18 protein-coding genes are annotated in these 23,721 nt (G+C 70.7%); 11 read left to right on the forward strand and 7 right to left on the reverse strand.

Going from position 1 to position 23,721, the window contains the following annotated elements; translation table 11 throughout:
* The first annotated feature begins 225 nt into the window (after window positions 1-225).
* Window positions 226-2,853, forward strand: a complete 2,628-nt coding sequence (locus tag VZL07_RS21125; protein ID WP_426749394.1) for a RiPP maturation radical SAM C-methyltransferase — start codon at window positions 226-228, stop codon at window positions 2,851-2,853.
* Between the two features lie 28 nt (window positions 2,854-2,881).
* Here VZL07_RS21125 and VZL07_RS21130 read toward each other — a convergent pair whose 3' ends face one another.
* Window positions 2,882-3,187: a hypothetical protein gene (locus VZL07_RS21130; protein ID WP_426749395.1), complete on the reverse strand. Its 306-nt coding sequence runs from the start codon at window positions 3,185-3,187 to the stop codon at window positions 2,882-2,884.
* Window positions 3,188-3,382: 195 nt separating this feature from the next.
* Between VZL07_RS21130 and VZL07_RS21135 the strand changes: the two genes are divergently transcribed.
* Complete coding sequence (locus tag VZL07_RS21135; RefSeq protein ID WP_426749397.1) at window positions 3,383-3,934, forward strand: GNAT family N-acetyltransferase; 552 nt, start codon at window positions 3,383-3,385, stop codon at window positions 3,932-3,934.
* 93 nt (window positions 3,935-4,027) lie between these two features.
* Window positions 4,028-6,379 (forward strand): Tex family protein, encoded by a 2,352-nt coding sequence (locus tag VZL07_RS21140; RefSeq protein WP_426749399.1) that lies wholly within the window; start codon window positions 4,028-4,030, stop codon window positions 6,377-6,379.
* Window positions 6,380-6,539: 160 nt separating this feature from the next.
* On the opposite strand, the gene VZL07_RS21145 is transcribed toward VZL07_RS21140, so the two are convergent.
* Both VZL07_RS21145 and VZL07_RS21150 read right to left on the reverse strand, forming a co-directional pair.
* The gene (locus VZL07_RS21145; RefSeq protein WP_426749401.1) at window positions 6,540-7,667 is read right to left on the reverse strand and encodes a hypothetical protein; all 1,128 of its coding nucleotides are present in this window, start codon (window positions 7,665-7,667) and stop codon (window positions 6,540-6,542) included.
* A complete protein-coding gene (locus tag VZL07_RS21150) occupies window positions 7,667-9,523 on the reverse strand; it encodes an HSP90 family protein (RefSeq protein WP_426749403.1) in 1,857 nt (618 codons plus the stop codon). Before VZL07_RS21150 ends, VZL07_RS21145 begins: the two co-directional genes overlap by 1 nt.
* A 181-nt stretch (window positions 9,524-9,704) precedes the next feature.
* Between VZL07_RS21150 and VZL07_RS21155 the strand changes: the two genes are divergently transcribed.
* From VZL07_RS21155 to VZL07_RS21165, 3 genes are all read left to right on the forward strand, one after another.
* On the forward strand, window positions 9,705-10,544 hold the full coding sequence (locus VZL07_RS21155; RefSeq protein ID WP_426749405.1) for a metal-dependent hydrolase: 840 nt from the start codon (window positions 9,705-9,707) through the stop codon (window positions 10,542-10,544).
* 196 nt (window positions 10,545-10,740) lie between these two features.
* Window positions 10,741-12,087: a hypothetical protein gene (locus VZL07_RS21160; protein ID WP_426749407.1), complete on the forward strand. Its 1,347-nt coding sequence runs from the start codon at window positions 10,741-10,743 to the stop codon at window positions 12,085-12,087.
* A 212-nt stretch (window positions 12,088-12,299) separates the two neighbouring features.
* On the forward strand, window positions 12,300-14,426 hold the full coding sequence (locus VZL07_RS21165; protein WP_426749409.1) for an FUSC family protein: 2,127 nt from the start codon (window positions 12,300-12,302) through the stop codon (window positions 14,424-14,426).
* A 186-nt stretch (window positions 14,427-14,612) separates the two neighbouring features.
* On the opposite strand, the gene VZL07_RS21170 is transcribed toward VZL07_RS21165, so the two are convergent.
* Entirely contained in the window at window positions 14,613-16,208 is a 1,596-nt protein-coding gene (locus VZL07_RS21170; RefSeq protein WP_426749411.1) for a HEAT repeat domain-containing protein, read from the reverse strand.
* A gap of 103 nt (window positions 16,209-16,311) precedes the next feature.
* Between VZL07_RS21170 and VZL07_RS21175 the strand changes: the two genes are divergently transcribed.
* The 4 genes from VZL07_RS21175 to rsmB are packed head-to-tail and all read left to right on the forward strand — an operon-like array spanning window position 16,312 to window position 20,118.
* Entirely contained in the window at window positions 16,312-16,893 is a 582-nt protein-coding gene (locus VZL07_RS21175) for a signal protein (RefSeq protein ID WP_426749413.1), read from the forward strand.
* Window positions 16,894-16,922: 29 nt separating this feature from the next.
* Entirely contained in the window at window positions 16,923-17,861 is a 939-nt protein-coding gene (gene fmt, locus VZL07_RS21180) for a methionyl-tRNA formyltransferase (RefSeq protein WP_426749415.1), read from the forward strand.
* A 20-nt stretch (window positions 17,862-17,881) separates the two neighbouring features.
* A complete protein-coding gene (locus VZL07_RS21185) occupies window positions 17,882-18,805 on the forward strand; it encodes a type II 3-dehydroquinate dehydratase (RefSeq protein WP_426757341.1) in 924 nt (307 codons plus the stop codon).
* Entirely contained in the window at window positions 18,802-20,118 is a 1,317-nt protein-coding gene (rsmB, locus tag VZL07_RS21190; RefSeq protein ID WP_426749417.1) for a 16S rRNA (cytosine(967)-C(5))-methyltransferase RsmB, read from the forward strand. Before VZL07_RS21185 ends, rsmB begins: the two co-directional genes overlap by 4 nt.
* Before the next feature lie 3 nt (window positions 20,119-20,121).
* Here the strand turns inward: rsmB and VZL07_RS21195 are convergent, their stop codons facing one another.
* Both VZL07_RS21195 and VZL07_RS21200 read right to left on the reverse strand, forming a co-directional pair.
* Window positions 20,122-21,027 (reverse strand): LysR family transcriptional regulator, encoded by a 906-nt coding sequence (locus VZL07_RS21195; protein WP_426749419.1) that lies wholly within the window; start codon window positions 21,025-21,027, stop codon window positions 20,122-20,124.
* Window positions 21,028-21,164: 137 nt separating this feature from the next.
* Complete coding sequence (locus tag VZL07_RS21200) at window positions 21,165-21,467, reverse strand: hypothetical protein (protein ID WP_426749421.1); 303 nt, start codon at window positions 21,465-21,467, stop codon at window positions 21,165-21,167.
* A 69-nt stretch (window positions 21,468-21,536) separates the two neighbouring features.
* Between VZL07_RS21200 and VZL07_RS21205 the strand changes: the two genes are divergently transcribed.
* Window positions 21,537-22,634, forward strand: coding sequence for an MJ1255/VC2487 family glycosyltransferase (locus tag VZL07_RS21205; protein ID WP_426749422.1), 1,098 nt, complete (start codon window positions 21,537-21,539; stop codon window positions 22,632-22,634).
* Window positions 22,635-22,661: 27 nt separating this feature from the next.
* Here the strand turns inward: VZL07_RS21205 and VZL07_RS21210 are convergent, their stop codons facing one another.
* Window positions 22,662-23,708 carry an SDR family NAD(P)-dependent oxidoreductase gene (locus VZL07_RS21210; protein ID WP_426749423.1) on the reverse strand — a complete coding sequence of 349 codons (1,047 nt, stop codon included), beginning with the start codon at window positions 23,706-23,708 and terminating at the stop codon, window positions 22,662-22,664.
* Window positions 23,709-23,721 lie beyond the last annotated feature (13 nt).

Raw genomic sequence — 23,721 nt, forward strand, 5'->3', positions numbered from 1 at the left:
TCATCAATGGACTGTGTGATGGATGGGGTCGCCGCTCCGTGAAGCGTAAGCGTATTTGTCTCTCCGAGGGTGGAGCAGGCCAATCCCACTCACGCGTTCGTGCCGCACCGTCCGTCCAGGAACCATCCGCCTGCGGTCCGCCGGCGCTTCTCTTCGCACCACACCCCATCTTGCCGGCCAGGCGCGGCCCGTCTGAGATGACCGGCGAAATCAGGGACGTCTCACATGCGCATCCTCCTCGTGGCAATGCCCTGGCATTCGTTGGATACACCGTCTCTCGCGATTGGCATCCTGCATGAGCGGGTCAAGCTGTGCCGGAACCCTCACGAGGTCGTGGATATCTACGCGAACCTGAAGTGGGCGGAGTTCCTCCATCAGCGCTCCGGAGGACGGGTCAGCATCCGGAGCTATACCAACGTCTCTGATCGCGGCATCTGGGGTGGGATGGGCGACTGGCTCTTCGCTCCGGCCCTGCACGGCGTTTCGGAGTGGAAGCAGGAGGAATACGCCTCCACCCTCCTGGACCCGGACTGGAACAAGGAGTTGCTGTTCGAGGTGCAGCAGTGGACGCCTGGTTTCATCGAGGCCCTGGCCGACGAGCTGATCGCGTACAAGCCTGACCTGGTTGGTTTTACCAGCACCTTCATGCAGAACGTCCCGGCGCTGTCACTGGCACAGGCGCTCAAGCGGCGCGACCCCGGGATTCTGACCGCGATGGGCGGCGCCAACTGCGATGGTCCCCAGGGGCTGGCGCTTCACCGCAACTTCTCGTGCCTGGACTTCGTGGTGCGTGGCGAGGGAGAGGCTGCCTTCGTGGAGCTGCTGGACGCGGTCGATTCAGGAGGACCGCTGGACGGCATCGAAGGTCTGTGCTGGCGCAAGGACGGGCAGCACGTCGCCAATCCGGCGCGGCGCGAGTCCTTCCCCACCGCGCAGATTCCCGCCCCCAACTACGACGCCTACTTCGAGCAGCTCAATGCGTCGCCGCTGCGCACGCTCATCGAGCCGAAGCTGGTCATGGAGGGGGCGCGGGGATGCTGGTGGGGAGAGAAGCACCACTGCACCTTCTGCGGCCTCAATGGCTCGTCCATGGCGTTCCGGAGCAAGTCCCCGGAGCAGCTCTGGGAAGAGGTGCAACGCACCGTTGCCCGCTACCAGGTCCTCGACATCTTCATGGTCGATAACATCATCGACATGAAGTACTTCAAGTCGCTGCTCCCGCACATCACCGCGTCGGGACTGAACCTGCGACTCCAGTACGAGGTGAAATCCAACCTGACCCAGGAGCAGGTCCGGGCGCTCAAGAGCGCGGGGGTGGTCAGTGTCCAGCCGGGCATCGAGAGCCTGAGCAGCCATGTCCTCAAGCTGATGGACAAGGGGGTGCATGGCTGCCACAACATCCAGACGCTGCGGGACTGCGAAGAGCAGAGCGTGACCGTCACCTGGAACTACCTCTTCGGCTTCCCTGGCGAGAAGGTGGCTGACTACGACGCCGTCATCGAACAGATGCCCGACCTGGTGCACCTGCAGCCGCCCAGTGGCGCGGGCCGCATCCTGTTGGAGCGCTTCAGCCCCAACTTCGAGAACCCTTCGCTCGGCTTCACGGAGCGGCTGCCCGCGCCTTTCTATCCGCTCGTCTATCAATTGCCGCGCGAGGAGTTGATGGACCTCGCCTACCTCTTCAGTGCCGCGCCGAAGGGGATTGGGGAAGCGGAGGCGGTGAAGCTGAAGGATGCGTGCGCGATGTGGCAGGACCGGTACCCGCAGAGCGAGCTCAGCTACCGGGAAGAAGGCGGGCGCATCTTCATCCGTGACCGCCGCGCGGGACGTACGCCCGCCGACCTGGTGCTGGAATCGCCCCTGGAAGTGGCGATGTTCCAATTGCTTCGCAAGCCGCAGACGCCGAGCAGCCTGGCAGGCGCGTTGCGGACGCAGGGCCACGAGCGCACGCCGGATGAGGTCAGTGCGCTCCTGGCGGACTGGCGAAAGCTGGGCCTCGTCTTCCAGGAGGATGGCCGGTTCATCGCGCTGCCCCTGCGTGCCGCGCCGCAGCGTGTGCGAATCGCCGATGAGAAGGCCACGCTGCCCGCGGTGCGGCTGGACGGGCTGCCGGACGCGGCGCCGGGCTGGGTGGGGGAGCTCCCCGAGTTCACGCTCAAGGCACTCTCGGAGGCAGAGCGGTTGGGGGCTCCCCGCGCGACCGTGCGCGTGCGCCCGGATGAGTGGAGCGAGCTGACCCGGATTCTGGAGTCACGGCGTGGGGGCCCGGCGCTGGCGGTGACGCTGGACGCGGAGGCTCCGGGGCACTGGCCGTCCGCGGAGGAGATTGAGCGGCTCCTCCAGCTCGGGGTCGTGGAGGTGAGGGTCCCCTGGGAGATGGCGCTCGACGAGCGGCAGCCGGAGCGAAGCGTGCACTTCATCCGCTTCCTTCGCGACAGCGCCGCCGCGCGCCTGCGTGTCCACTGGAGCGGCTCTGCGTCCGGGGCGGTGAAGGCGCGCGCGCTCAATCACCTGGAGCCCCCCATGGCTGGCGGTGAGGAGACCCTCCGCGCTTGGAAGGAGCGGCACGCCTATGGCCGCTGCTACTGGCGGGCGGGGCCCGACTTCGTCCTCATCAAGGATTCGCGTGCGGGCGGCGACTTCGCGCGCTTCACGCTGGAGGATGGACCGCTGCGGGACGTGTTCACCCGGCTCTCGGTGCCTCAGCGCCTGGATGCTTTCGGCACGGATGAGACGGACCGGGAGGCGCTCGATGTGCTGATGGAGGAGGACCTGGTGCTCCGCCTGGGGGATTGGGTGGTGGCCCTGCCCTACCAAATCAAGCACTGGCCCGTGCCCTTCATGAGCATCTGAAGCTGCGGCACGGCGCGCCCGCCCGGCTTCACGGGCGGGCGGCAGCACAACGGCTGGCTACAACGCCTCTCCCAGCGTCGTCACGATGCCGCGGATGCGGCCCTTCAGGTCGTCGCCGTTGTACATGGATGGCCTTGAACCCCTCCACGAGCGAGTCGACGTAGAGCTTCGTCCACCGCTGCTCGTCGATGTGGTCGTGATTGGGCTCCATGAGGGGCTCCCGGTCCGCCTCGATGGGAACCTCGAACCCCGCCGCCTCGGCGACACGCTGCACCTGCTTCGGAAAGACGTTCGTCTCGTAGATCTGCTGTGCCCTGCGTTCTGCGAGCCCCATCTGTTGCTCCTCGCAGTTGGGTGGGCAGGGGGATGCAACGGGGGGCTGGTGTAGATGGATATCCCATGGGACTTGAGATGGTCAGCCCCACCCCCTGGGAACCAGGGCGGGGGCTGAGGTCCAGCACGCAGGGCGCGGTGTCATAGCGTCGTGACACTTGCTGCGCCACGGCGTGAGGCGCGCTAGAAGCGCGGCATGGTGTCTGGCGCTCCCGCTTCCGATGTCCGCCTCGTTCCCGCCCGGCCGGAACACGTGGACTTCTGGCTGGCCATGCGGGCGGCCCCCGGCGCGCGGCGCTTCGTGGACACGGAGGGCGACACGCGGGAGTTGCTCCTGCGGCGCATCCTGGAGGCGGGGACGCTGGGGGAGCCTCGTGCCCGGAGCTTCCGATGGTTCGTGGCGTCGGACGGAGAGCTCGTGGGGACGGTGTCCGCGCGGGAGCTGTCACGCGCGCACGGCCGCATCGAGCTGGGCTACATGATGGCGGATGCCTACCACGGCCGGGGTCTGGGCACGCGCGCGGTGGGGCTGATGCTGGAGCAGCTCTTCACGCTGCCGTACCTCCAGCGGGTGTGGCTGACGACGCTGGCGGAGAACGTCGGCTCGCAGGGCGTGGCGCGCAAGCTGGGCTTCACGCTGGAGGGCACCCTGCGCGGGCACAGCCTGTTCCAGGGACAGCGCAGGGACCAGCAAATCTGGGGCCTGCTGCGGCCGGAGTGGGAAGCCCGGCGCGCGTCGCTCGGCTGAGCTTCCCTGGGGCGCGATGTCCGTTCTGGACCGGGCGCTTCGGACGGCCGGTCTCTGGGAGCAGCATGGGGGGCGGGTTATAGAAGCGGCGCCATGCACCCCTACGCCGCTGAGCTTTCCCAGGAGCTGGGCCTGAGGCCCGAGCAGGTGGACCGGACCCTCGCGCTGCAGGAGGACGGAGCCACGGTTCCCTTCATCGCGCGCTATCGCAAGGAGGTCACCGGCGGCCTGGACGAGGTCCAGATCCAGACCATCCTCGACCGGGCCACCGAGCGTGCCGAGCTGGACGCCCGTCGCGACACCATCCTCCGCTCGGTTGAGGAGCAGGGGAAGCTGACGCCGGAGCTGGCCAAGGCGCTCAAGGCGGCGAAGACGCGCACGGAGCTGGAGGACCTCTACCTCCCGTACAAGCCCAAGCGCCGCACCCGTGCCGCCATCGCGCGGGAGCGCGGCCTGGAGCCGCTGGCGGACCTGCTGTGGAAGCAGGACGGCCGGCGCGGCGAGGACGTGTCCGCGCGCGTGCGCCCCTTCATCAACCCGGAGAAGGATGTGCCGGACCAGGCCGCGGCGCTCGCGGGCGCACGCGACATCTGCGCCGAGCGCGTGGCCGAGGACGCCGACCTGCGCCGCGAGGCCCGCGAGGTGAGCGCGCGCCGGGGCACCCTGCGCTCGGACGTGGTGCCCGCGAAGAAGGGCGAGACGACCAAGTTCGAGAACTACTACGGCCACGAGGAGCCCCTGTCCCAGGCCCCCTCGCACCGCGTCCTGGCATTGCTGCGCGGGGAAGAGGAGGGCGTGCTGAAGGTGAAGCTCTCCCTGCCGGACGACGAGGTGAAGGGCCTCCTGGCCGCGCGGGTGGTGACGAAGCCGCAGGCCCTCTTCGCGCAGGAGCTGCGCGCCGCCGTGGAGGACAGCTGGGACCGGCTGATGGGGCCGTCACTGGAGGCGGAGCTGCGCGCGGAGCTGAAGGAGCGCGCGGACCGGCAGGCCATCGCGGTCTTCGGGGAGAACCTGCGCCACCTGCTGCTCGCGCCGCCCGCCGGGGCCCGCGCCGTGCTGGCGCTGGACCCGGGCCTGCGCACGGGCACCAAGCTGGCGATGATGGACGTCACCGGCAAGGTGGTGGAGACGCTGACGCTCTACTCGGAGCGCGGGGCGGACGAGCGGGCGCGCGCGGCGAAGCTGCTGGCCGCGGTGGTGCAGAAGCACAAGCCGGAGCTCGTCGCCGTGGGCAACGGCACGGGCAGCCGCGAGGCGGAAATCTTCGTGCGCGACACGCTGAAGGCGCTGGGCTCGCAGATTCCCGTGGTGTCGGTGAGCGAGCAGGGCGCCTCGGTGTACTCGGCGTCCGAGGTGGCGCGCGAGGAGTTCCCGGACCTGGACGTCAGCCTGCGCGGCGCGGTGTCCATCGGCCGGCGGCTCCAGGACCCGCTGGCGGAGCTGGTGAAGATCGACCCCAAGAGCATCGGCGTGGGGCAGTACCAGCACGACGTGGACCAGGGCCTGCTGAAGAAGAAGCTGGGCGAGGTGGTGGACTCGTGCGTCAACGCCGTGGGCGTGGATGTGAACACCGCGTCGCCGCAGCTCCTGGAGCACGTGTCCGGCGTGGGGCCGTCGCTGGCGAAGAAGCTGGTGGCGCACCGCGCGGCGAAGGGCCGCTTCACCACGCGCCGTGAGCTGCTGAAGGTGAGCGGCCTGGGGCCGAAGACGTTCGAGCAGGCCGCGGGCTTCCTGCGCGTGCGCGGCACCGAGCCGCTGGACGCGAGCGCCGTCCACCCGGAGCGCTACGCGGTGGTGGAGCGCATGGCGAAGGACCTGGGCGTGGCCGTGAGCGCGCTGGTGGGCAACGCCGAGCTGGTGCGGAAGATTGACCCGAAGCGCTACCTGGGCCCGGACCTGGGGGAGATGACGCTGAAGGACATCCTCGCCGAGCTGGAGAAGCCCAGCCGCGACCCGCGCGGCGACTTCACCGCGCCCCAGCACCGCGAGGACCTGCGCTCGCTGGAGGACGTGAAGGAGGGCATGGTGCTGGAGGGCGTGGTGACGAACGTCACCGCGTTTGGCGCCTTCGTGGACGTGGGCGTGCACCAGGACGGCCTGGTCCACGTGTCGCAAATCGCCACGCGCTTCGTGAAGGACCCCGCGGAGGTGGTGAAGGTGGGGGACCGGCTGAAGGTGCGCGTGCTCACGGTGGACCTGGCGCGCAAGCGGCTGGCGCTCTCGGTTCGCGCGGTGCAGGAGGGCGTGGCGCCGCAGCCGTCGGGCCGGCCCGCCGTGGGCGGCGCCACGGGCGCGGGACGGATGACGGAGCGCGGCGGCGGGAGCGGCGGGCCCCGGCAGGGCGCGCGGCCTGCTGCCGGCCCGGGGCCGAAGGGGCCTCAGGGCTCTGGTGAGAAGAAGGGCCCGGAGCCGTTCAACAACCCGTTCAGCAAGCTCAAGCGCTGACGACGGGGCCGCTCAGTCCGGTCTGTCGAGCCGAAGCTGCCGTTCAACGCCCCCGTCAGCACGCTTGAACACTGACGGGGGCCGCTCACTCCGGGATTTCGAGCCGGAGCGCTCGTGCAACCATGCTGTCAGCAAGCTCGCGCCCTGACGGCGGAGCCGCTCACTTCACCGCGTCGATGGCGAAGGGCTGGACCTCACCCGCCAGCGTCTGGTTGCGCGCGAGCAGCTTCGCGAACCGGTCGGTGCCGTTGCGGGCGTCGAACCGACTCGCGATGTCCCGCGCCTGTCCCAGCGTCCACGCGTGCAGGGCCCGGACCTCGTAGCCGCCGTCCGCCTGGTGCTCGGGGAACGCCTTCGGCAGCCGCAGGCTCACCACGTCTCGATCTCCCGCGGCCAGCATCCGCTCCAGCAGGAAGGCGGCCGCCGTGTAGAAGGTGAAGCGGTCCCGGTAGCTGGGGTGGTCCAGCGCCCAGCCCAGGTGCTTCTCCAGCAGCGTCAGCCCGCGTGAGAGGTTGTCGGTCAGCGCCAGGAACTCCAGGTGCTCGCCCACGGTGGAGAGGAACTCGCGGTTCTTGGTCACCATCGCGTAGCCGCGGCGGTGCACCTCGCGCGCTTGCTCCAGCGCCCCCAGCTTGAACAGCGGGTAGAGCACCGTGCCCAGCGTGAGGTGCGGAATCTCCGCGCAGGACTTGCGGCCGTCCAGGATGGGCCGGGCCTTGCTCAGCACTCGCTGCCACTCGCCCAGGTCGACATGGTGGTCCAGCTCGTCATCCAGCTCGCACACGCGGCAGTCGGTGAGGTGGTCCCGCGGCGCCTCCAGCCACGCGTTCCACAGCCGCTCCACCTCCTCGGGGGCGTCACCCATCTCCCGCGCGGCCTGGTAGCGCAGCTTCAGCACCGCGCGCTCGCCCGCGCCCGAGGCCTGGTAGCACTGCTCCACGTCATCCAGCGCGTCGGCAATCTGCTTGCGGGTGATGTTCGGGAACTCCTTGATGCGCCCCACCACCCACTTCTGCTTCCAGAGCATCTCCTCCGGGTCGAAGCGCTTCGGGTCCTTCTTCTGCTGACCCCGGCACCACGCGAAGGCCACCAGCGCCTTGTCCGGGAAGCCGCCGAAGGTGGCCGCGTCGATGAGGGCATCCCGCAGGCGGTACGAGAGCCCCACGTCCTTGTGCGAGTCCGCCAGTCGCACGGCTTCTTCCAGCAGGCGCACCTTGCTCTCGCCCTCGGCGAGCCCGTCCGCCTCCTCCCAGAGCGCCTCTGCCTGTTCGCGCCAGTCCCCCGCCATCAGTGAAGCCCCCGTGGACCCGCGCCGCCGCTGCCCTCGCCACCGTTGCCGGCGTCGCCGCCCAGCTGCGCGGAGATGAGGCCCAGCAGCCCCTGGTTCAGCAGCACCATCTCCTGTGCATTCAACGGGTGGTGTCCCAGGAGCAGCGCTTGCACGTAGAGCATCTCCACCGACAGCTTCATCATGTCCCGGTCCGCCACCGCCGCCAGCCGCCGCACCACCGGGTTGTGGAGGTTGAAACACAGCTGGGCTGGCTCGCCGTCCGCGGCCGCCATGAGGCCGTCCAGCACGCCCGCGTACAGGTCGTCCGACTCCTCGCGGGCGCGCTCCGCGTCGCGCCGGAACGCGCCCTCCGCGTCCGAGCTGTAGAGGGTGGGCACCTCCGCCGGAAAGAACTTCTTCACCACCGCGCCGCAGCGGAACGGCGCCAGCACGCGCTCCGCCATGCGCAGGAGGGGAAAGGTGGCCTCGCGCTCGTCCAGGGTGAGCTCCTCGAAGCTCTGCGGCAGGTCCGCGGAGGAGAAGAGCTCCACCTGCGCGTCCGGCACGACGTGGGGCAGCTTCTCCAGCAGTGCCGTGTCGTGCGTGTACGCCGCGTTGATGATGCACAGCCCCTGCGCCCCCGCCACCTGGGCAATCTGCCGGAAGCCGTCCATGGTGGACGTGTAGCGCACCACCGGGTGCGCGCGCCGGTAGTCCGAAAGCGTCATCATGCCCAGCGACGTCTCGAAGGGCAGCCAGTGGATGACGAGCCGGTAGAAGTCGTCGTCATCCAGCGCCAGGGCCTTCACGCTCAAGCCATGGAGCGCAATCAGCCGCTGGAGCGCGCGCGGGTCCTCGCGCGCCAGCTCCATCAGGTAGGCGCGCAGCCCCTGGCCCAGGGCCTCGCGCGCGGCGGCGAGCGACTCGTCCTCGTAGAAGGACTCGCGGCTGGCGGTGGGGCGCAGCGCGTTGGCGTTCACCACGCACTTCACGAAGAAGGCCCAGTCCGGCAGCAGGTTCTCCGCGCTCTCCGACAGCAGCATGTGCTTGAGATAGACGCGGTGCTTCTGCCGCGCGTTGAAGTGTGGCGACGCGGGCAGCACGAAGGCCACCCCGTCCACGTCGCCCGCGGTGGAGCGCAGCGGGATGCAGTCGATGAAGTCCATGTCGAACAGCGAGCGCCCGTAGGCGAGCAGCGCCTTGCGCCGCTCCGCCGCGCTCTCGTATTCGCGGCGCCAGGGCGCGCCGTCGGTGTCCAGCCGCTGGCTGCCCTGGTCCGTGGTGAGCTGGATGGGGAAGGGCAGCAGGCCGCCGTAGTGGCTGGCGAGGTTGCGCAGGCGCTTGAGGGTGAACCACTCCGTCATGTCCTGGCGGGCCACCAGGAAGACCTGGGTGCCTGGCTGGGCGAGCGGGTGCTCGGACTCGCGCACGGCGTAGGTGCCATCATGCCGGCCGCGCCACTCCAGCGTGCGTCCGTCGCCCCGCGCCGAGCGCGTCACCACCAGCAGCTCGTCGCACACCATGAAGCACGACAGCAGGCCGATGCCGAACTGGCCGATGAAGTCGTTGCGGCGGGTCTCCAGGGCCTCGCGCTTGGAGGACTCGCCGATGGTGGCCAGGAAGCGGTGAATCTCCTCCTCGGTCAGCCCCACGCCGTCGTCCGTGAAGAGGAGGGTGGGCGGGCTGCCGTCCTGCTTCTCCATCAGCTCCAGTCGGACGGTGCCCACGTGGCCGGGCTCCAGCAGCTGACGGGCGCGGATGGCATCGGTGGCGTTCTGGAGCAGCTCGCGTACGTAGACGCCCGGGGAGCTGTACAGGTGGTGAGACAGGAGGTCGATGACCCCGCGGAGGCTGACTTGAAATCGGTGGTCCACGTGGCGCCGACGTTAGCGCACGCCCCCTGTCGTATCGACAGCCGAATCGAGCTTGAGACGCGGGACGAGGTTGGGCATCCATGGCAAGCCCTTGAATGGCCGCCCGGTCAGTGTCAGGTGGCGTTCAGGCCGTGGGGAAAGCGGCACCACGGTGGCAGGTCTCATCTCGGAACAGGAGTGGATGGATATGCGGACGAAGCTCATGGCAGTGGTGGCGGGCGCAGCGATGACCTTCGGCGGGACGGCCCTGGCGCAGGGCGCCGCGGCGCCGGCGAAGCTCTCGGCCACGAAGGCCCCGGCGGCGGCCGCCCGGGGCAAGGCGGAGGCGACGTGGTGGGGCCACGCGGCCTTCATCATTCGCAGCCCGGGCGGAGCGGTGATTGCCATCGACCCGTGGCTCACCAACCCCAAGGCCCCGCAGGGCGCCGCGCAGCCGGAGGCGCTGGACGCCATCCTCCTGACCCACGGCCACTTCGACCACGTGGGTGAGGCCAAGGCGCTGGCAGAAAAGACGGGAGCGAAGGTTTTCGGCTCCTTCGAGCTCATCAACCTGCTGGGGCTTCCGGAGGCCCAGGCCGTGGGCGCCAACGCGGGCGGGACGTTCCAGGTGAAGGACGTCACGCTCCACCTGGTGGAGGCGGTCCACTCCAGCAGCTACGCCGCGGACCCCAAGGCGGCCCCGCAGTACGCCGGCGCGCCCCTGGGCTACGTGCTGGCAATCGCCAACGGCCCCACCCTGTACCACGCGGGGGACACCGGCCCCTTCGAGGGCATGGCGCTCATCGCCACCCAGTTCAAGCCCACCGTGGCGATGCTGCCCATCGGCGGCCACTTCACCATGGGCCCCGCGGAGGCGGCCCAGGCGGCGCGGCTGCTGAAGGTCAAGAGCGTGATTCCCATGCACTACGGCACCTTCCCGCTGCTGCAGGGCACCCCGGAGGCGCTGACTGGCGAGCTGAAGAAGGTTCGCAGCACGGCGAAGGTGGTGAACCTCCAGCCCGGCGCGGCCACCGCGCTGTAGGGGCCGGACGCGGAGGGACAGGCCCGGTAGAAGGAGCGGTTCTACGGCCGCTGATTTCCGGGCCCTGACCCTGTCCCTCGGCCGAGTGGAAACCGGCGGGCCGCTGGGTTACATCCCGCTTCTCTCTCCGCGCGTGGGTGCTTTCCGGCGGCCCGGGGGTGTTCCGGTGTTGGACTTCAGCAAGGCGGGGTGGCTCATGCCACTCCTCGCGGAGACGGTCGCCTTCGAAGCGGGCGCTCCGGCTCCGGCCGCGCCGGCGCTGGGCTCCGGACGGGCGCGGGCCCGCGCGTACCTGCGCCGCACGCTGCGCGCCAGCGGCCTGCTGTATGGCACGCCGGCGGATGCGCCCTCCGCCGCGGAGGTAGCGCCTCCCTCCGAGCTCGAGGCGCGGGCGGTGGAGGACCAGCTCTTCCGCGCCGTCGTGCGGACGCTGGCGCTGATGGCCCTGGAGCTGGGGCGGCTCGTGGGGGCTCCAGCGGGGGCGCGCGCCGAGCAGCTCCTGGTCCTGTTCGCGGTGCTCACCGGGGAGCTGGCGCTGGCGGAGGCGCTGGATGCCCGGCTGGCGTCGGGACGCCCCCTGTCCCGGCGGCTGGTGCTGAAGGTGGAAGCGGCGCTGGCGAAGCGCTCGCCGGTGCTGGCGGGAGACCCCGTCTACGGGCTGGTGCTGCACAACGGCGCGCAGTACGCGGACGCGCAGCTGTTCTGCCGGCAGGCCATCGACTACTTCTCGCGGGGCACGCTGCACCGTGAGCGCGCGCAGCGGCGGCTGGACTTCGCCGCGCGGCAGAAGGCGCTGCTGGTGGACGTGCTGACGGGGCTGGCGTGTGTGGACCGGCTGCCCGGACTCGCCGCGCGCCGCGCCATCCTGCGGCAGGTGGAGGACCTGCGGCTGCCCCCGGCCATGACGTCCGAGCTGAAGGCGGCGGTGAAGCAGTCCTTCGCGCGCCGCCGCCCGGTGCGGGACGTGGTGCGGCAGGTGCGCAGCGTGGACGTGCGCCACTTCCTGCTGGAGCAGACGCTGCTGGCGGCGCTGGTGGATGGCCGGAAGACGCGGCGTGAGCGTGTCTTCATCCGGGAGCTGGCGCAGGCGCTCCACGTCCCCGACGCGGAGCTGCACCGGCTGGAGCTGGAGATGGCCGAGTTCTACGCCCGCCACCGCGCCATCGTGGATGTCTTCACCGTGTCCGACGCCGCGGTCGCCATGGGCGAGGACATGGTGGCCGGCATCCAGGAGACGCTGGAGAAGAACTTCTACCGGCTGATGCAGGAGGTCCGCGAGACGGGGGACCTGGCAGTGCTGCTCACCAAGGCCGCCCGGCGCCAGCCGCTCACGGGTGACGAGCGCCGGCGCATGCGCGCGCAGCTCATCGACGTGGCCAAGGCGATTCCCGCGCTGGCCATCTTCGCCGCCCCGGGCGGCATCCTGCTGCTGGCGGCGCTGGCGAAGGTGCTGCCCTTCAGCCTGCTTCCCAGCGCCTTCCAGGAGCCCGAGCCCACGGACGACGAGGCCGACGAGGTCGGCCTGGAGCGCGAGGCCGGGTAGGGCGCCGTGTCGCGAAGCTCCTCCGAGCCCGGAGCCGGGGCCCGGCTGCCTGCCCACCGTCCACTCGACGGCACGGGCGCGGCTCTTGTCGCGGCCGGGTACCAGCTTGGGGAGGAGGGCTCATGGGAAACGTCGATGCGCGCACGCACAGGTGACAGGTCGCCAGAAGGGAGTGGGTTGCCAGGGTGGAGGAACGAGCGCCACGTCACGCGATGAGTCCGCTGCGCCATCACCTGCAATCGTTCCTCCGGGTCGAGCCGGGCCGCCCCGCCTACGGCGCGGGGCTCCGTGCCGCGCTCGCAGTGGGCGGTCCCATGGCCGCCGCGGCGCTGCTGCACCTGCCGGCGGCCACCTGGGTGGGACTGTCCGCGCTCTTCGTCGCGCTGGTGGACCGGGGCGGGCCGTACCGGTATCGCGCGCGGGCCATGGGGGCGATGACGCTCATGGGCGCCGTCGTGGGGCTCGCCGCGGCGCTGCACCTGCCCCCCTGGGCCGCCGTCGTCGTCACGTTGTTCTGGGTGACCGCCTGCGGCTTCGCGCGCTCCTACGGTGACACGCCTGGGCTGATGGGCGTGGTGCTCGCCAACTACTTCGTGGTGTCGCTGGCGATTCCCGCGAAGGACCTGCCGGATGCCCTGCTGCGCTCGGGTCTGTTCGTGGTGGGGGGCGCGTGGGCCATGTTCCTCGCGTTGAGCCTGTGGCCGCTGTTTCCCTACCGGCCCGCGCGGCTGGCCATCGCCCGGTGCTACGACGCGCTGGCGGACCACGCGGAGGAGGTGGGGCGCTGGCCCCTCGAAGGGCTGCCGCCGTTCGCCGTGGGCGTGCTGACGGAGGCCCCCTGGCAGGCCCGCGTCCGCCAGTTCATCGAGCAGGCCCGCACCGTGCTGGCCTCCACGCGCATGGGCCGGGCAGGGGAGAGCGGCCGGGGCGAGCACCTGCTGGTGCTCCTCGAAGGCGCGGACGCGATGATGGTGGCGCTGATTGCGCTCACGGAGATGCTGGAGGTCGCGCCCGCGGAGCCGCGCTACCATGCCCTCCGCGCGGAGGTGCAGCGCGCGCTGTCGGAGCTGGCCTCGGACCTGCGCCGCGTGCGGCTCGCCCTGGAGAAGGGCACCGAGGTGAGCGGCCGCCCCGCCTGGAGCGCCGGGCGAGTCAAGCGCGCCCTGGAGGCGCTGGAGGCCTCCGGGGAGGTCCCGGAGCAGGTGCGCGCCGGCTATCAGTACGTGCACACGCTGCTGGACCGCCTGCGGGACTATGCCCACGCCACCGTCGAGGTCGCGGCGCGGCTGGAGGGCAGTGCGCCCGTGCCAGACACCCTGGCCCTGCCGACGAAGCCCGCGGACGTGGCGCCCAGGCAGTCGCTCCTGGAGCCCCTGCGGGAGAACCTCAACGTCCGCTCCGTCATCTTCCGCCACGCGCTGCGGCTGGGCGTCGCCGCCTCCCTGGCCATGGCGCTCGTGGGCGCGCTGGGGTTGAACCACGGCTACTGGGTCATCATCACCGTCACCGTCGTGCTCCAGCCCTACGCGGGAGTCACGTTCCAGCGAAGCCTCCAGCGCATCGCGGGAACGCTGCTGGGCGCGACGCTGGCAGCGGGGCTGGTGGCGCTGGTGAGGGACCCGGCTGTCATCCTGCTGGCCATCGTGGTGCTCTTCGCCGTCGCGATGAGCATCCAGCCGCTCAGCCTGTCCGCGTTCCAGGTGATGCTCACGCCGGCCCTGGTGCTGCTGGCGGAGCTCCAGTCCGGAGACTGGGAGCTCGCCGGGGTGCGCATCGTCAACACGCTGCTGGGCGGGCTGATTGCGCTCACGGGGATGCGGCTGCTGTGGCCCAGCCCGGAGCATCTGCGGCTGCCGGAGCAGGTGGCCGCCGCTCTGCGCGCGGAGCGGGAGTACCTGATGGCGGTGGCCTCCGCGTCCTCGGATGCCGAGCCCCCGGTGCGCGCGGCGCGGCGGAAGACGGCGCTCGCGCTGCTATCGGCGGAGGCGTCCTTCCAGCGGCTGCTGGGGGAGTGGCGCGGCCACGCGAAGGAGCTGGAGCCGGTGATGGCGCTGCTCGTCTACGCGCGGCGGTTCACCTCGGCGGTGACGACGCTGGCCGCCAGCCGAAGGGAACCGGGAGCGCCCCGGGAGCTGGCGGGCGTGGTGCGGTTCACCGGGTGCGTGCTGGATGAGCTGGCGGCCGCCATGGAGCAGCAGCGGAGGCCCGCCCCCATGCCCTCGCCCGCGCCGACGGGGGGCGAGGACCCGTTGATTCGCACGCACGTGGAGCGCCTCTTGCGCCAGCTCACCGTGCTGCACCACGCGGCGGAGCGCGTGCCGCCGCTGCTGCATCGATAGGGGCGGCGCTGAGGCATTATCGCCCGTCCTGGGCCATCGCCGCCTCAAAGGGCGGCCAGGGTGGTGTCGTTGCGCACGCGGCCTCAGCGCCGGCGCATGCCGACGCTGGCGTGGGCACCTGCCCGCGCCACGGTGTGCGCGAGCCATCATGCGTGCTCGCCCAGCCAGGGCCTTGAGCCTGCGGGCTCAGGGCCTGTCGAGCGTCGTCACCAGGCGGCGCAGGTCCTCGTTCACGCTGACGAACTGGGTGTAGCCCTGTTCGTCCTGGAGTTGCTTGCGCAGCCGCTCCAGCGACGCGTCACGCACCTTCTTTGTCGCGTCTGGCGAGCCCTCCAGCAGCCAGCTCACCCCGAGGATGAGCGCGAGCCGCGCCTCCGTGTCGCGCTCGCCCACCCGCGCGGCCAGGGCGCCCGCGTGCTCCGCCGCGCCCGAGCGGCCCACCTCCAGGGCCGCTCGCTCCAGCAGCCGCGGGTCCGCCTTCTCCATGCGCTGCACCCAGCAGGCCGCGTTGCCCGCGCAGGCCTGCGCCGCCTCCAGCAGCTTCGCCTGCGCGGCGAGCGAGTCCGCCCGCTGCTTGCCCAGCGCCGCCGGGTCATCACAGCCGTCGTCCTCCATCTGCTTGCAGTCCGCCGCCGTGCGCGCGGGCTCGGCCGCGGCCAGCTTCTGCAGCAGGGGCAGCTCGCGCGCGTCCCCCAGCATCGCGATGCCCTTCACCGCCGACTCGCGGGCGTACCAGTCGCCGGTGCCCGCCGCCTTCTCCAGCGCGGGCAGCGCGTCGCGCCCGCCCAGCCGCACCAGGGCCCGCACATAGGCGTCACGGACCGTGGCATCCGTCTCCGACACCAGCCCGGCCAGCGGCTTCACCGCCTCCTGGGCGCGCATGCGCGCCAGCGCGTCCGCGGCCTGCATCCGCACCAGCGCCTGAATCTGCGGGTCCGAATTCGTGTAGGCGAGCTGCTTCAGCAGCGCCGACACCGCGCGCTTCTCCCGCAGGTCGCCCAGCACCGTCGCCGCCTTCATCGCGTAGCTGGCGGGGTTGACGCCATTCGACTGGGCCCACTTCAGCAGGTCCGCGTCCTGGCCCTCCAGGGCGGGCAGCAGCACGTCCGCCGCGGGCGCCCCCAGCTGGTAGAGCGCGAAGGAGCTCTCCACGTAGAAGGACTTGCCCTTGCGCTCCTTGGTCAGCATCCGCACCAGGGCGGGCGCCGCGCGGGCGTCACCGATGTTGCCCAGCGCCTCGATGGCCTTCTTGTTGAGGAAGGGCTCCACCGTCTCATCCGTGGCCAGGGCGATGAGCGGCTCCACCGCCTCCTTCGCCTTCATCGCTCCCAGCACCTGGATGGCCTCGATGCGCGAGTAGTTGTCCTTCGCCCTCAGCAGCGGGAGCAGCGCGGGGATGGCGCGGCGGTCGCCAATGCTCCCCAGCGTGGCGACGATGGCCTTGTTGGCCAGCTGCGCGGACGAGTCACCCGCGGCCGGGTCCAGCGCCTTCATCAGTGGCTCCACCGACGAGGCGTGACGCAAATCACCCAGGGCCCGGGCCAGCGCGGCCCGGACCTCCGGCTTGCGCTCGGAGCCCAGCTTTTCGTGGAGCATGGGCAGGAAGCGCTCGTCCATCTTCCCGGAGGAGCGCATGGCTTCCACCAGGCGGATGCGGTCCTCGGCCCGCCGGGTCTGCTGGAGGTTGGACTCCCAGTAGTCCGGGGTCGCCGGGTCCCCCTTGCACCCAGCCAGCAGCAGGAACGAGAGCGCAATACACAACGCGGTCAGAGAGCGGGTCATGCGGTCTCCATGGCGTCTGCGAGGTTGTCCTGTCTTCCGTGTAAACCTCACGCGAGGAAGGAAGCAAACCGCCCCCGGCACCTGGGGTACGCTGGTCAACGACATGTCCGATGGAAATCAAAAGACGGTGCGCCCGAGCCACGTCCGCCGGACGTACATCCTGGACCGACCGTTCCAGCTCAAATACATCCTGCTGCTGGCAGGGATTGGGGCGGGCAGCATCTTCGTGTTCGGGCTCCTGGCGCACCGCGTCCACGTGTCCGCCGTGGCCTCGGGCGTGGACGGTGGGCAGACGCTGCTGTGGCTGACGGTGCTGGGCTCGCTGGGCACCGCGGTGGCGTTGGGGCTCTTCGGCCTCGTCTTCACGCACAGGGTGGCTGGCCCCGTCCATGTCATGAGCCTGTATGTGGCGGCGCTGGCCGCGGGCCGCTATCCCCGGTTGCGGCCGCTGCGGCGCGGCGACGAGCTCAAGCAGTTCTTCGACCGCTTCACCGAGGCGGTGACGCGAATCCGGGAGCGCGAGGCGGATGAGGCCTACGCCCTGGAGACCGCGCTGGAGGCCCTGAGGCCGGTGGCCACCACGCCCGAGGCCCTGGAGGCGCTGGGCACCTTGAGCGCCCTGCACACGCGCAAGCGTCAGGCAGTGGACAATCCCACCGGGAGCACCTTCAAGTCCGTGGCCTGAGTCGCCCGGCGCAGGAGAAGCGCAACACCATGAGCAGACCCCGTATCGTTTTCATGGGCACGCCCGACTTCGCGGTGGCGTCGCTGGCCGCCTGCTTCGAGCTGGGCGACGTGGTGGCCGTCGTCACCCAGCCCGACAAGCCGAAGGGCCGCGGCAACACGGTGACGGCGCCGCCCGTGAAGGAGCTGGCCCTGTCGCGCGGCGTGCCCGTGCTCCAGCCCACGAAGCTGCGCACCCCGCCGTTCTCCGAGGCGCTGCGCCAGTACGCGCCCGACGTCTGCGTGGTGACGGCCTATGGCCGCATCCTCCCCAAGGACCTGCTGGAGCTCCCCACCCGGGGCTGCGTCAACGTGCACGCCTCGCTGCTGCCGCGCTTCCGGGGCGCGGCGCCCATCCAGTGGGCCATTGCCCATGGCGACACGGAGACGGGCGTGTCGCTGATGGTGATGGACGAAGGGCTGGACACCGGCCCGGTGCTCGCGATGAAGCGCATGCCCATTGCCCCGGACGAGACGAGCGCCACCTTGTACCCGAAGCTGGCGGCGCTGGGCGGCGAGGTGCTGCGAGAGTTCCTGCCGGCCTACCTGCGCGGGGAGCTGAAGCCGGTGCCGCAGCCTTCCGAGGGCATGGTGCTGGCCCCCATCATCGAGAAGGACCAGGGACGGCTGGACTTCACGAGGCCCGCGGTGGAGCTGGAGCGGCGCCTTCGGGCCTTCACCCCGTGGCCCGGCGCCTTCACCTCGCTGGGCGGAAAGCTGCTCAAGGTCCACCGCGCGAAGGCCAGTGGTGGTAGTGGCACTCCCGGCACGGTGCTGGCGTCGGGGCCTGACGGCATCGAGGTGGCATGCGGCGAGGGCTCGCTGGTGCTGCTGGAGCTCCAGCCGGAAGGAAAGCGGGTGATGCGCGCCGCGGACTTCCTGCTGGGGAACAAGCTGGCGCCGGGCAGCCAGCCCTTCGCCGGGGCCTGACGGGAGAACGGGTGATGGGCATGAGACTGCTGGTGTTGCACGGACCCAACCTCAACCTGCTGGGCGTGCGGGACGGCGCGTCCGGGGGGCGGCTGGAGGACCTGGACGCCGCGCTGCACGCGCGCGCGGAGGAGCTGGGCTTCGAGCTGACGGTGGTGCAGTCCAACCACGAGGGCGACCTGCTGGACACGCTCGGCGCCGAGCTCGAGGAGCTGGACGGCATCATCATCAACCCGGCGGGCCTGTTCGGCTCCTACCCGCTCAAGGAAGGGCTGGAGGCCGCGGGGCTGCCCGCCATCGAGGTGCTGCTCAAGCCCCCGGCCCGCGAGTCCGTGGTGGGCGAGGCCTGCGTGCTCCAGATTCACGGCGGGCCGGGCTTCGAGCCCTACCTCCAGGCCCTGGAGACCTTTGGCAGCGGCGTCTTCACGACGGAGAAGCCGGAGCCGAAGAAGCCGCTCGGGCGCAAGAAGGCCAGTGTCACCAAGGGCGCGAAGGTGACGCCCATCACCGTGCTCGAGCGGGCCCACCGCAAGGACGGCTCACCCGACACGGCGAAGTCCCTGTCGCGGGCGGCGAAGACGGCGGGGCCCACGAAGACGCTGGGCCGCAAGCTGGCGCCCGTGGAGGACCTGCGCGCGGCCCGTCAGGCGAGGACGCTGGGGCGCGGCGGCTCCAAGGGGCTGACCCCCGCGGCGGACCTGCTCACGCGCGCGCTGGTGCGCCAGAAGATCTCGGACCGCCTCGCCGGGAGGCTCTCCGCCGCCGAGCTGGCCGCCTGGGCCCGCTCCCAGTACCAGGCGGTGCAGCGTGGCGCTCCCGCGGAGAATGGCCATCGTGAGCTGCTGGAGGAGAGCCTCCAGAGCCTCACCCTCTCCAACCTGCCCGCGACGCGGCTCTCGGACGAGCAGCTCGTGGACCTCTTGACCCGGCTCGACGAAGGATGAACGCCCGCGCACTCGCCATCCAGGTCCTCGCGCGTGTCCGCGCGACGGACGCCTACCTCAACGTCGTGCTGGACACGCAGCTGTCCGAGTCGCCGCCGAAGGACGCCCGCGACGCCGCGCTCGTCACCGAGCTGTCCTACGGCGCCACCCGGCGGCAGCTCGCGCTGGACTACGCCATTGCCCGCTTCGCCGACCGGAAGCTGGACGCGCTGGAGGACAAGGTGCTGGCGGCGCTCCGCATCGGCGCCTACCAGATCTTCCACACCCGCGTGCCCGCGCGCGCCGCGGTGGCGGAGACGGTGCAGGCGCTGAAGGAGGTGGGGCTGGCCCGCGCGTCCGGCTTCGCCAACGCCATCCTCCGCAAGCTGGCGGACCTGCCCGGGCCGCCGCTGCCGCCCGCGTCGGACCTGGCGCACCACCTGTCCGTGCGCGAGAGCCATCCCCAGTGGCTGGTGGAGCGCTGGCTGCGCCAGTTCGGCCGTGAGCGCGCCGAGGCCATGCTGGTGGCGGACAACCAGGCCCCGCCGGTGGTGGTGCGCGCCAACACCGCGAAGGTGACGCGCGACGCGCTGCTCGCCCAGCTCCAGGAGATGGGCGTGGACGCGAAGGCCACCACGGTGTCGCCGGTGGGCATCACCCTGCCGTCCGTGGGCCGGGTGGAGGACGTGTACGGCTATGCCGAGGGCCTGTGGCAGGTGCAGGACGAGGCCGCGCAGCTCGTGGGCGTCTACGGGGCCATTCCGGAGACGGCGCGCGTGCTGGACGCGTGCGCCGCGCCGGGCGGCAAGGCGTGCCACCAGGCGCAGTCGCACGACGTGGTGGCGGTGGACCTCCACGCGCACAAGCTGCGGAAGATTGAGTCGGAGGCCCGTCGCCTGGGCCTGGACGCGCGCCTGAAGGCCTACGCGCACGACGCCGCGGAGCCCTTCCCCGAGGACTGGGGCGAGTTCCATGCCTTCGTGGTGGACGCGCCGTGCTCGGGGCTGGGCACGCTGCGCCGCCACCCGGAGCTGCGCTACCGCCGCAAGGAGGAGGACATCTCCCGGCTGGCCACGCTCCAGCGGCGCATCCTGGAGAACTGCCAGGAGGCGGTGCCTCCCGGCGGCCTGCTCGTCTACGCGGTGTGCACCATGGAGCCCCAGGAGGGGCAGGACCAGGTGGAGATGTTCCTGCGCAGCCACCCGGAGTGGACGGCCGAGCCGCCCGTGCTGCCCGGCCTCAAGCTGCCGCTGACCCAGGCGTACCTGCGCACGCTGCCGGGTCCGGAGGGCTTCGACGGGTTCTTCGCCGCGCGCCTCCGGAAGCTCTACTGACGCTCAGGCGTCGTCGGCGGGCGGCTGGTTGGCGGCGTTCTTGAACGCCTCCAGCACCGCCGCGGAGGCGCGGTCCAGGTACTTGCCCTTGCGGATGAGCAGGCCGATGGGGCGCGACACGGGCCCCTCGGCGAAGGGCTTGGCCACCAGCGTGCCACCCTTGATTTCACCCTGCGCCGTGGCCATGGGGAGGATGGCCACGCCCAGGCCCATCTCCACCGCCCGCTTGATGGTCTCCACGTTGTCCATCTCCATCACCGGGTTGATGTCGATGTTCTTCTCGCGGAAGAGCCGATCCAGCGCCTTGCGCGTGGGCGCCTCGCGGTCGAACGCGATGAAGGGCACGCCCGACAGCGCGGTGAGGCTCACCTTCTGCTTGGTGGCGAAGGCATGGCCAGGGGCACAGACGACCGACAGCCTGTCATCGCGGAAGGGGAGGATGTCCACGCCCGCGCGGGGCTGCGGATAGGCGACGATGCCAATCTCCGCCGCGCCCAGAATCACGTCGTCGTACACCTGGTCGTTGCGCCGGTAGTTCAGGCGCATGTTCACCTTGGGGTGCGACTTGAGCAGCTGCTTCTGCACCGTGTTCAGCTCGTGCAGGCCCACCGAGTAGATGGTGGAGACCGTCGTGGTGCCCGCCACCTCGGTGGCCTGCTCGCGAATCTCCTGCTCCACCTCGGAGAAGCGGGCGAGGATTTCCTTGCACCCACGGAACAGCCGCTCGCCGGCCGGCGTCGGCGTCACCTGGCGCGCGCTGCGCGACAAGAGCTTCTGCTCGTACCGATTCTCCAGCGCGCGAATCTGCTGGCTCACGGCAGACTGGGTGACGTGGTTGAGCTGCGCGGCGCGGGAGAACGAGCCCGTCTCGACCACGTCGCAGAACATCTTCAAGGATTCGAGCTGCATAAGGCCATCTCCTACCCTCAAACCCAATAATTAGGCCAGAAGTTAATTAGAAGGCCTTTCCTTCGCGGGCAAACTACCTAACCCGCCCGGCGGCCGTCTGGCCATGCATCGGCCGACAGGGGGATTGCACTCGGAGCTCAAACGTCCTCCGGGCCCTCGGGCGGGAGGCGGGGGCGGAAGAGGACGAAGAGGGAGGCGGCGAGCGCCGTCAGCGCGCCGCCGCCGAGCGCCTGGGCGCGGCCGACCTCCCGGGTGGCGTCCTCGAGCAGCTTGCACTCGGGGCCGGTGAGGCCCTCGCAGTCCACGGCCATGAAGCGGTTGCCCAGGCCCACGGCGAGCAGCCCCAGGCCGCCCAGGAGCAGGCCGCCGAACAGGCCCGTCGCGGCGGAGCGCCCGAGGGACGGCCGCGGGGGAGGGGAGGGCGCCGGGGAGGAGGACATGCGGGCAGCTATAGCCGCGAGGGCGGGCGGGCTCAACGGGGCGCGTGGCGGGCGCGTATGCTGCCGGGCATGCGAATCCTCTACGGTGTCGTCGGCGAAGGCATGGGCCATGCGACGCGCTCCCGCGTCCTCCTCGAGGAGCTCACGAAGGAGCACGAGGTCCACATCGTCGTCTCCGGCCGGGCCCAGGACTACCTCGCCAGGCGCTTCCAGAACGTGCACGGCATCTGGGGGCTGACGCTCGCGTACGAGGGCAACTCGGTGAAGAAGTGGCAGACGGTGCTGCAGAACCTCACCGGCGCCGTGAAGGGCTGGCCGCAGAACATCCGCCAGTACTTCGAGCTGGTGGATGACTTCCGCCCGGACGTGGTGGTGAGCGACTTCGAGTCGTTCAGCTACATGTTCGCGAAGAACCACCGCCTGCCCGTCATCAGCGTGGACAACATGCAGATCATCAACCGATGCAAGCACGAGCCGGCGCTGCTGGCGGGCTATGAAGACAGCTTCGAGACGTCGCGCGCCATCGTGAAGGCGAAGCTGCCGGGGGCCTTCCACTACCTCGTCACCACGTTCTTCTACCCGGAGGTGCGCAAGCGGCGCACCACGCTGGCCCCGTCGATTCTCCGGCCCGAAATCCTGGAGGCGAAGTCCGAGCCGGGCGAGCACCTGCTCGTGTACCAGACGGCGACCACCAACACGGCGCTGCCGGACATCCTCAAGGCCGCGGGCATCCCCTGCCGCGTGTACGGCCTGCGCAGGGACCTCACCGAGGACCTGGTGGACGGCAACCTCACGTACCGGCCCTTCAGCGAGCAGGGCTTCATCGACGACCTGCGCACCGCCCGGGGCGTGGTGGCCAGCGGCGGCTACACGCTGATGAGCGAGGCGGTGTACCTGCGCAAGCCGGTGCTCAGCGTGCCGCTGCTGGGCCAGTTCGAGCAGGTCATCAACGCGCTGTACCTGGAGCGGCTCGGCTACGGCATGTACGTGAAGGAGCTGACGGTGGACGCGATGAAGGACTTCCTCGCGCGCGTGCCCCGCTGCCAGCAGGCGCTCCAGGGCTACGAGCAGGAGGGCAACACGCGGATGCTGGCGGCCCTGCGAGAGCAGCTGGCGCTGGCCTACGAGCACCGCGGCCACTGGGCCATGGAGATGGCCCAGGACTAGCGCGCCCGCGTGATACCAGGGGGTCGGTCAGTGCAGCGGCACTCCGGTCTCGTTGTTGCGCTCGGCGGCGCGGCGGTTCAGCTCCGTGAGCCAGGACTGCGTCAGCGGCGTCTCGCTCTGGCTGCCGGTGTAGCGGTCCTGGCTGCTGTCCTGGGGCAGGAAGCGGTTGGCCCAGGCGGCGAGCGTGGCCGTCAGGTCGGGCGCCAGCGCTCGGCCCACGGCGGCGAGCTTCGCGGGCATGCCCAGCAGCAGCTCGGCGTCGCCGCGCCGGCACGCGTCGAGAATCCTGCGCGCGGACTGCTCCGCGCTCACCGAGGTGACGGGCAGCGAGTCCCCCATGGAGAACCACGCGTACTCCGCCTCGTGGTTCCCTTTGAAGTAGGCGTTGCGCGGGCTGCCCGTGCGCATCAGTCCCGGACACACCGTGGTGACGAGGATGCCGTCCTGGCGCAGCTCCGCGCGGAGGCCGTCGGACAGGCCCACCAGCGCGAACTTGCTGGCGGAGTACGGCACCAGGTGCGGGATGCTCAGCTTGCCGCCCACGGAGGCGATGTTGACGATGCGGCCCTGGCCGCGCCGCTTCATCTCCGGCAGCACGGCCAGCGTGGTGTACAGCGGCGCCCACAGGTGGGTGTCCACGGCCTCCTGGAAGTCCTCCAGCGTCATGGACTCCAGCGGCCCCACCTGGATGATGCCCGCGTTGTTGATGAGCACGTCCACCGGGCCCCAGTGCTCGTGAATGGCGGAGACCATGGCCTCCACCTGCACGGGGTCCCGGACGTCGCAGGGGATGGCATACACCTCGCCGCCGGTGCGCTCGAGCTCCTCGCGGGCGCGCTCGAGCGTCTGCTCGTCGCGGCCGCAGATGGCCACCCGTGCCTCCTCCTTCAGGAGCTGACGGGCCAGCACCAGGCCCAGGCCGCGAGAGCCTCCCGTGATGAGGACGGTGCGGTCCTTGAACTGGTAGCGCGAGCGCAAGAGCCGGCGCAGGCCGAGGACCGCACCGATACCTGCCGCGGCCACCGTGCCGAACGAGAAGCGGGAAGTGTCTGGGTGTTTGCGGCGAGTTGCCATGGTGGACTCTCCT

The sequence above is a fragment of the Pseudomyxococcus flavus genome (genome assembly GCF_050038885.1).
GTDB classification, from domain to species: Bacteria; Myxococcota; Myxococcia; order Myxococcales; family Myxococcaceae; genus Myxococcus; species Myxococcus flavus.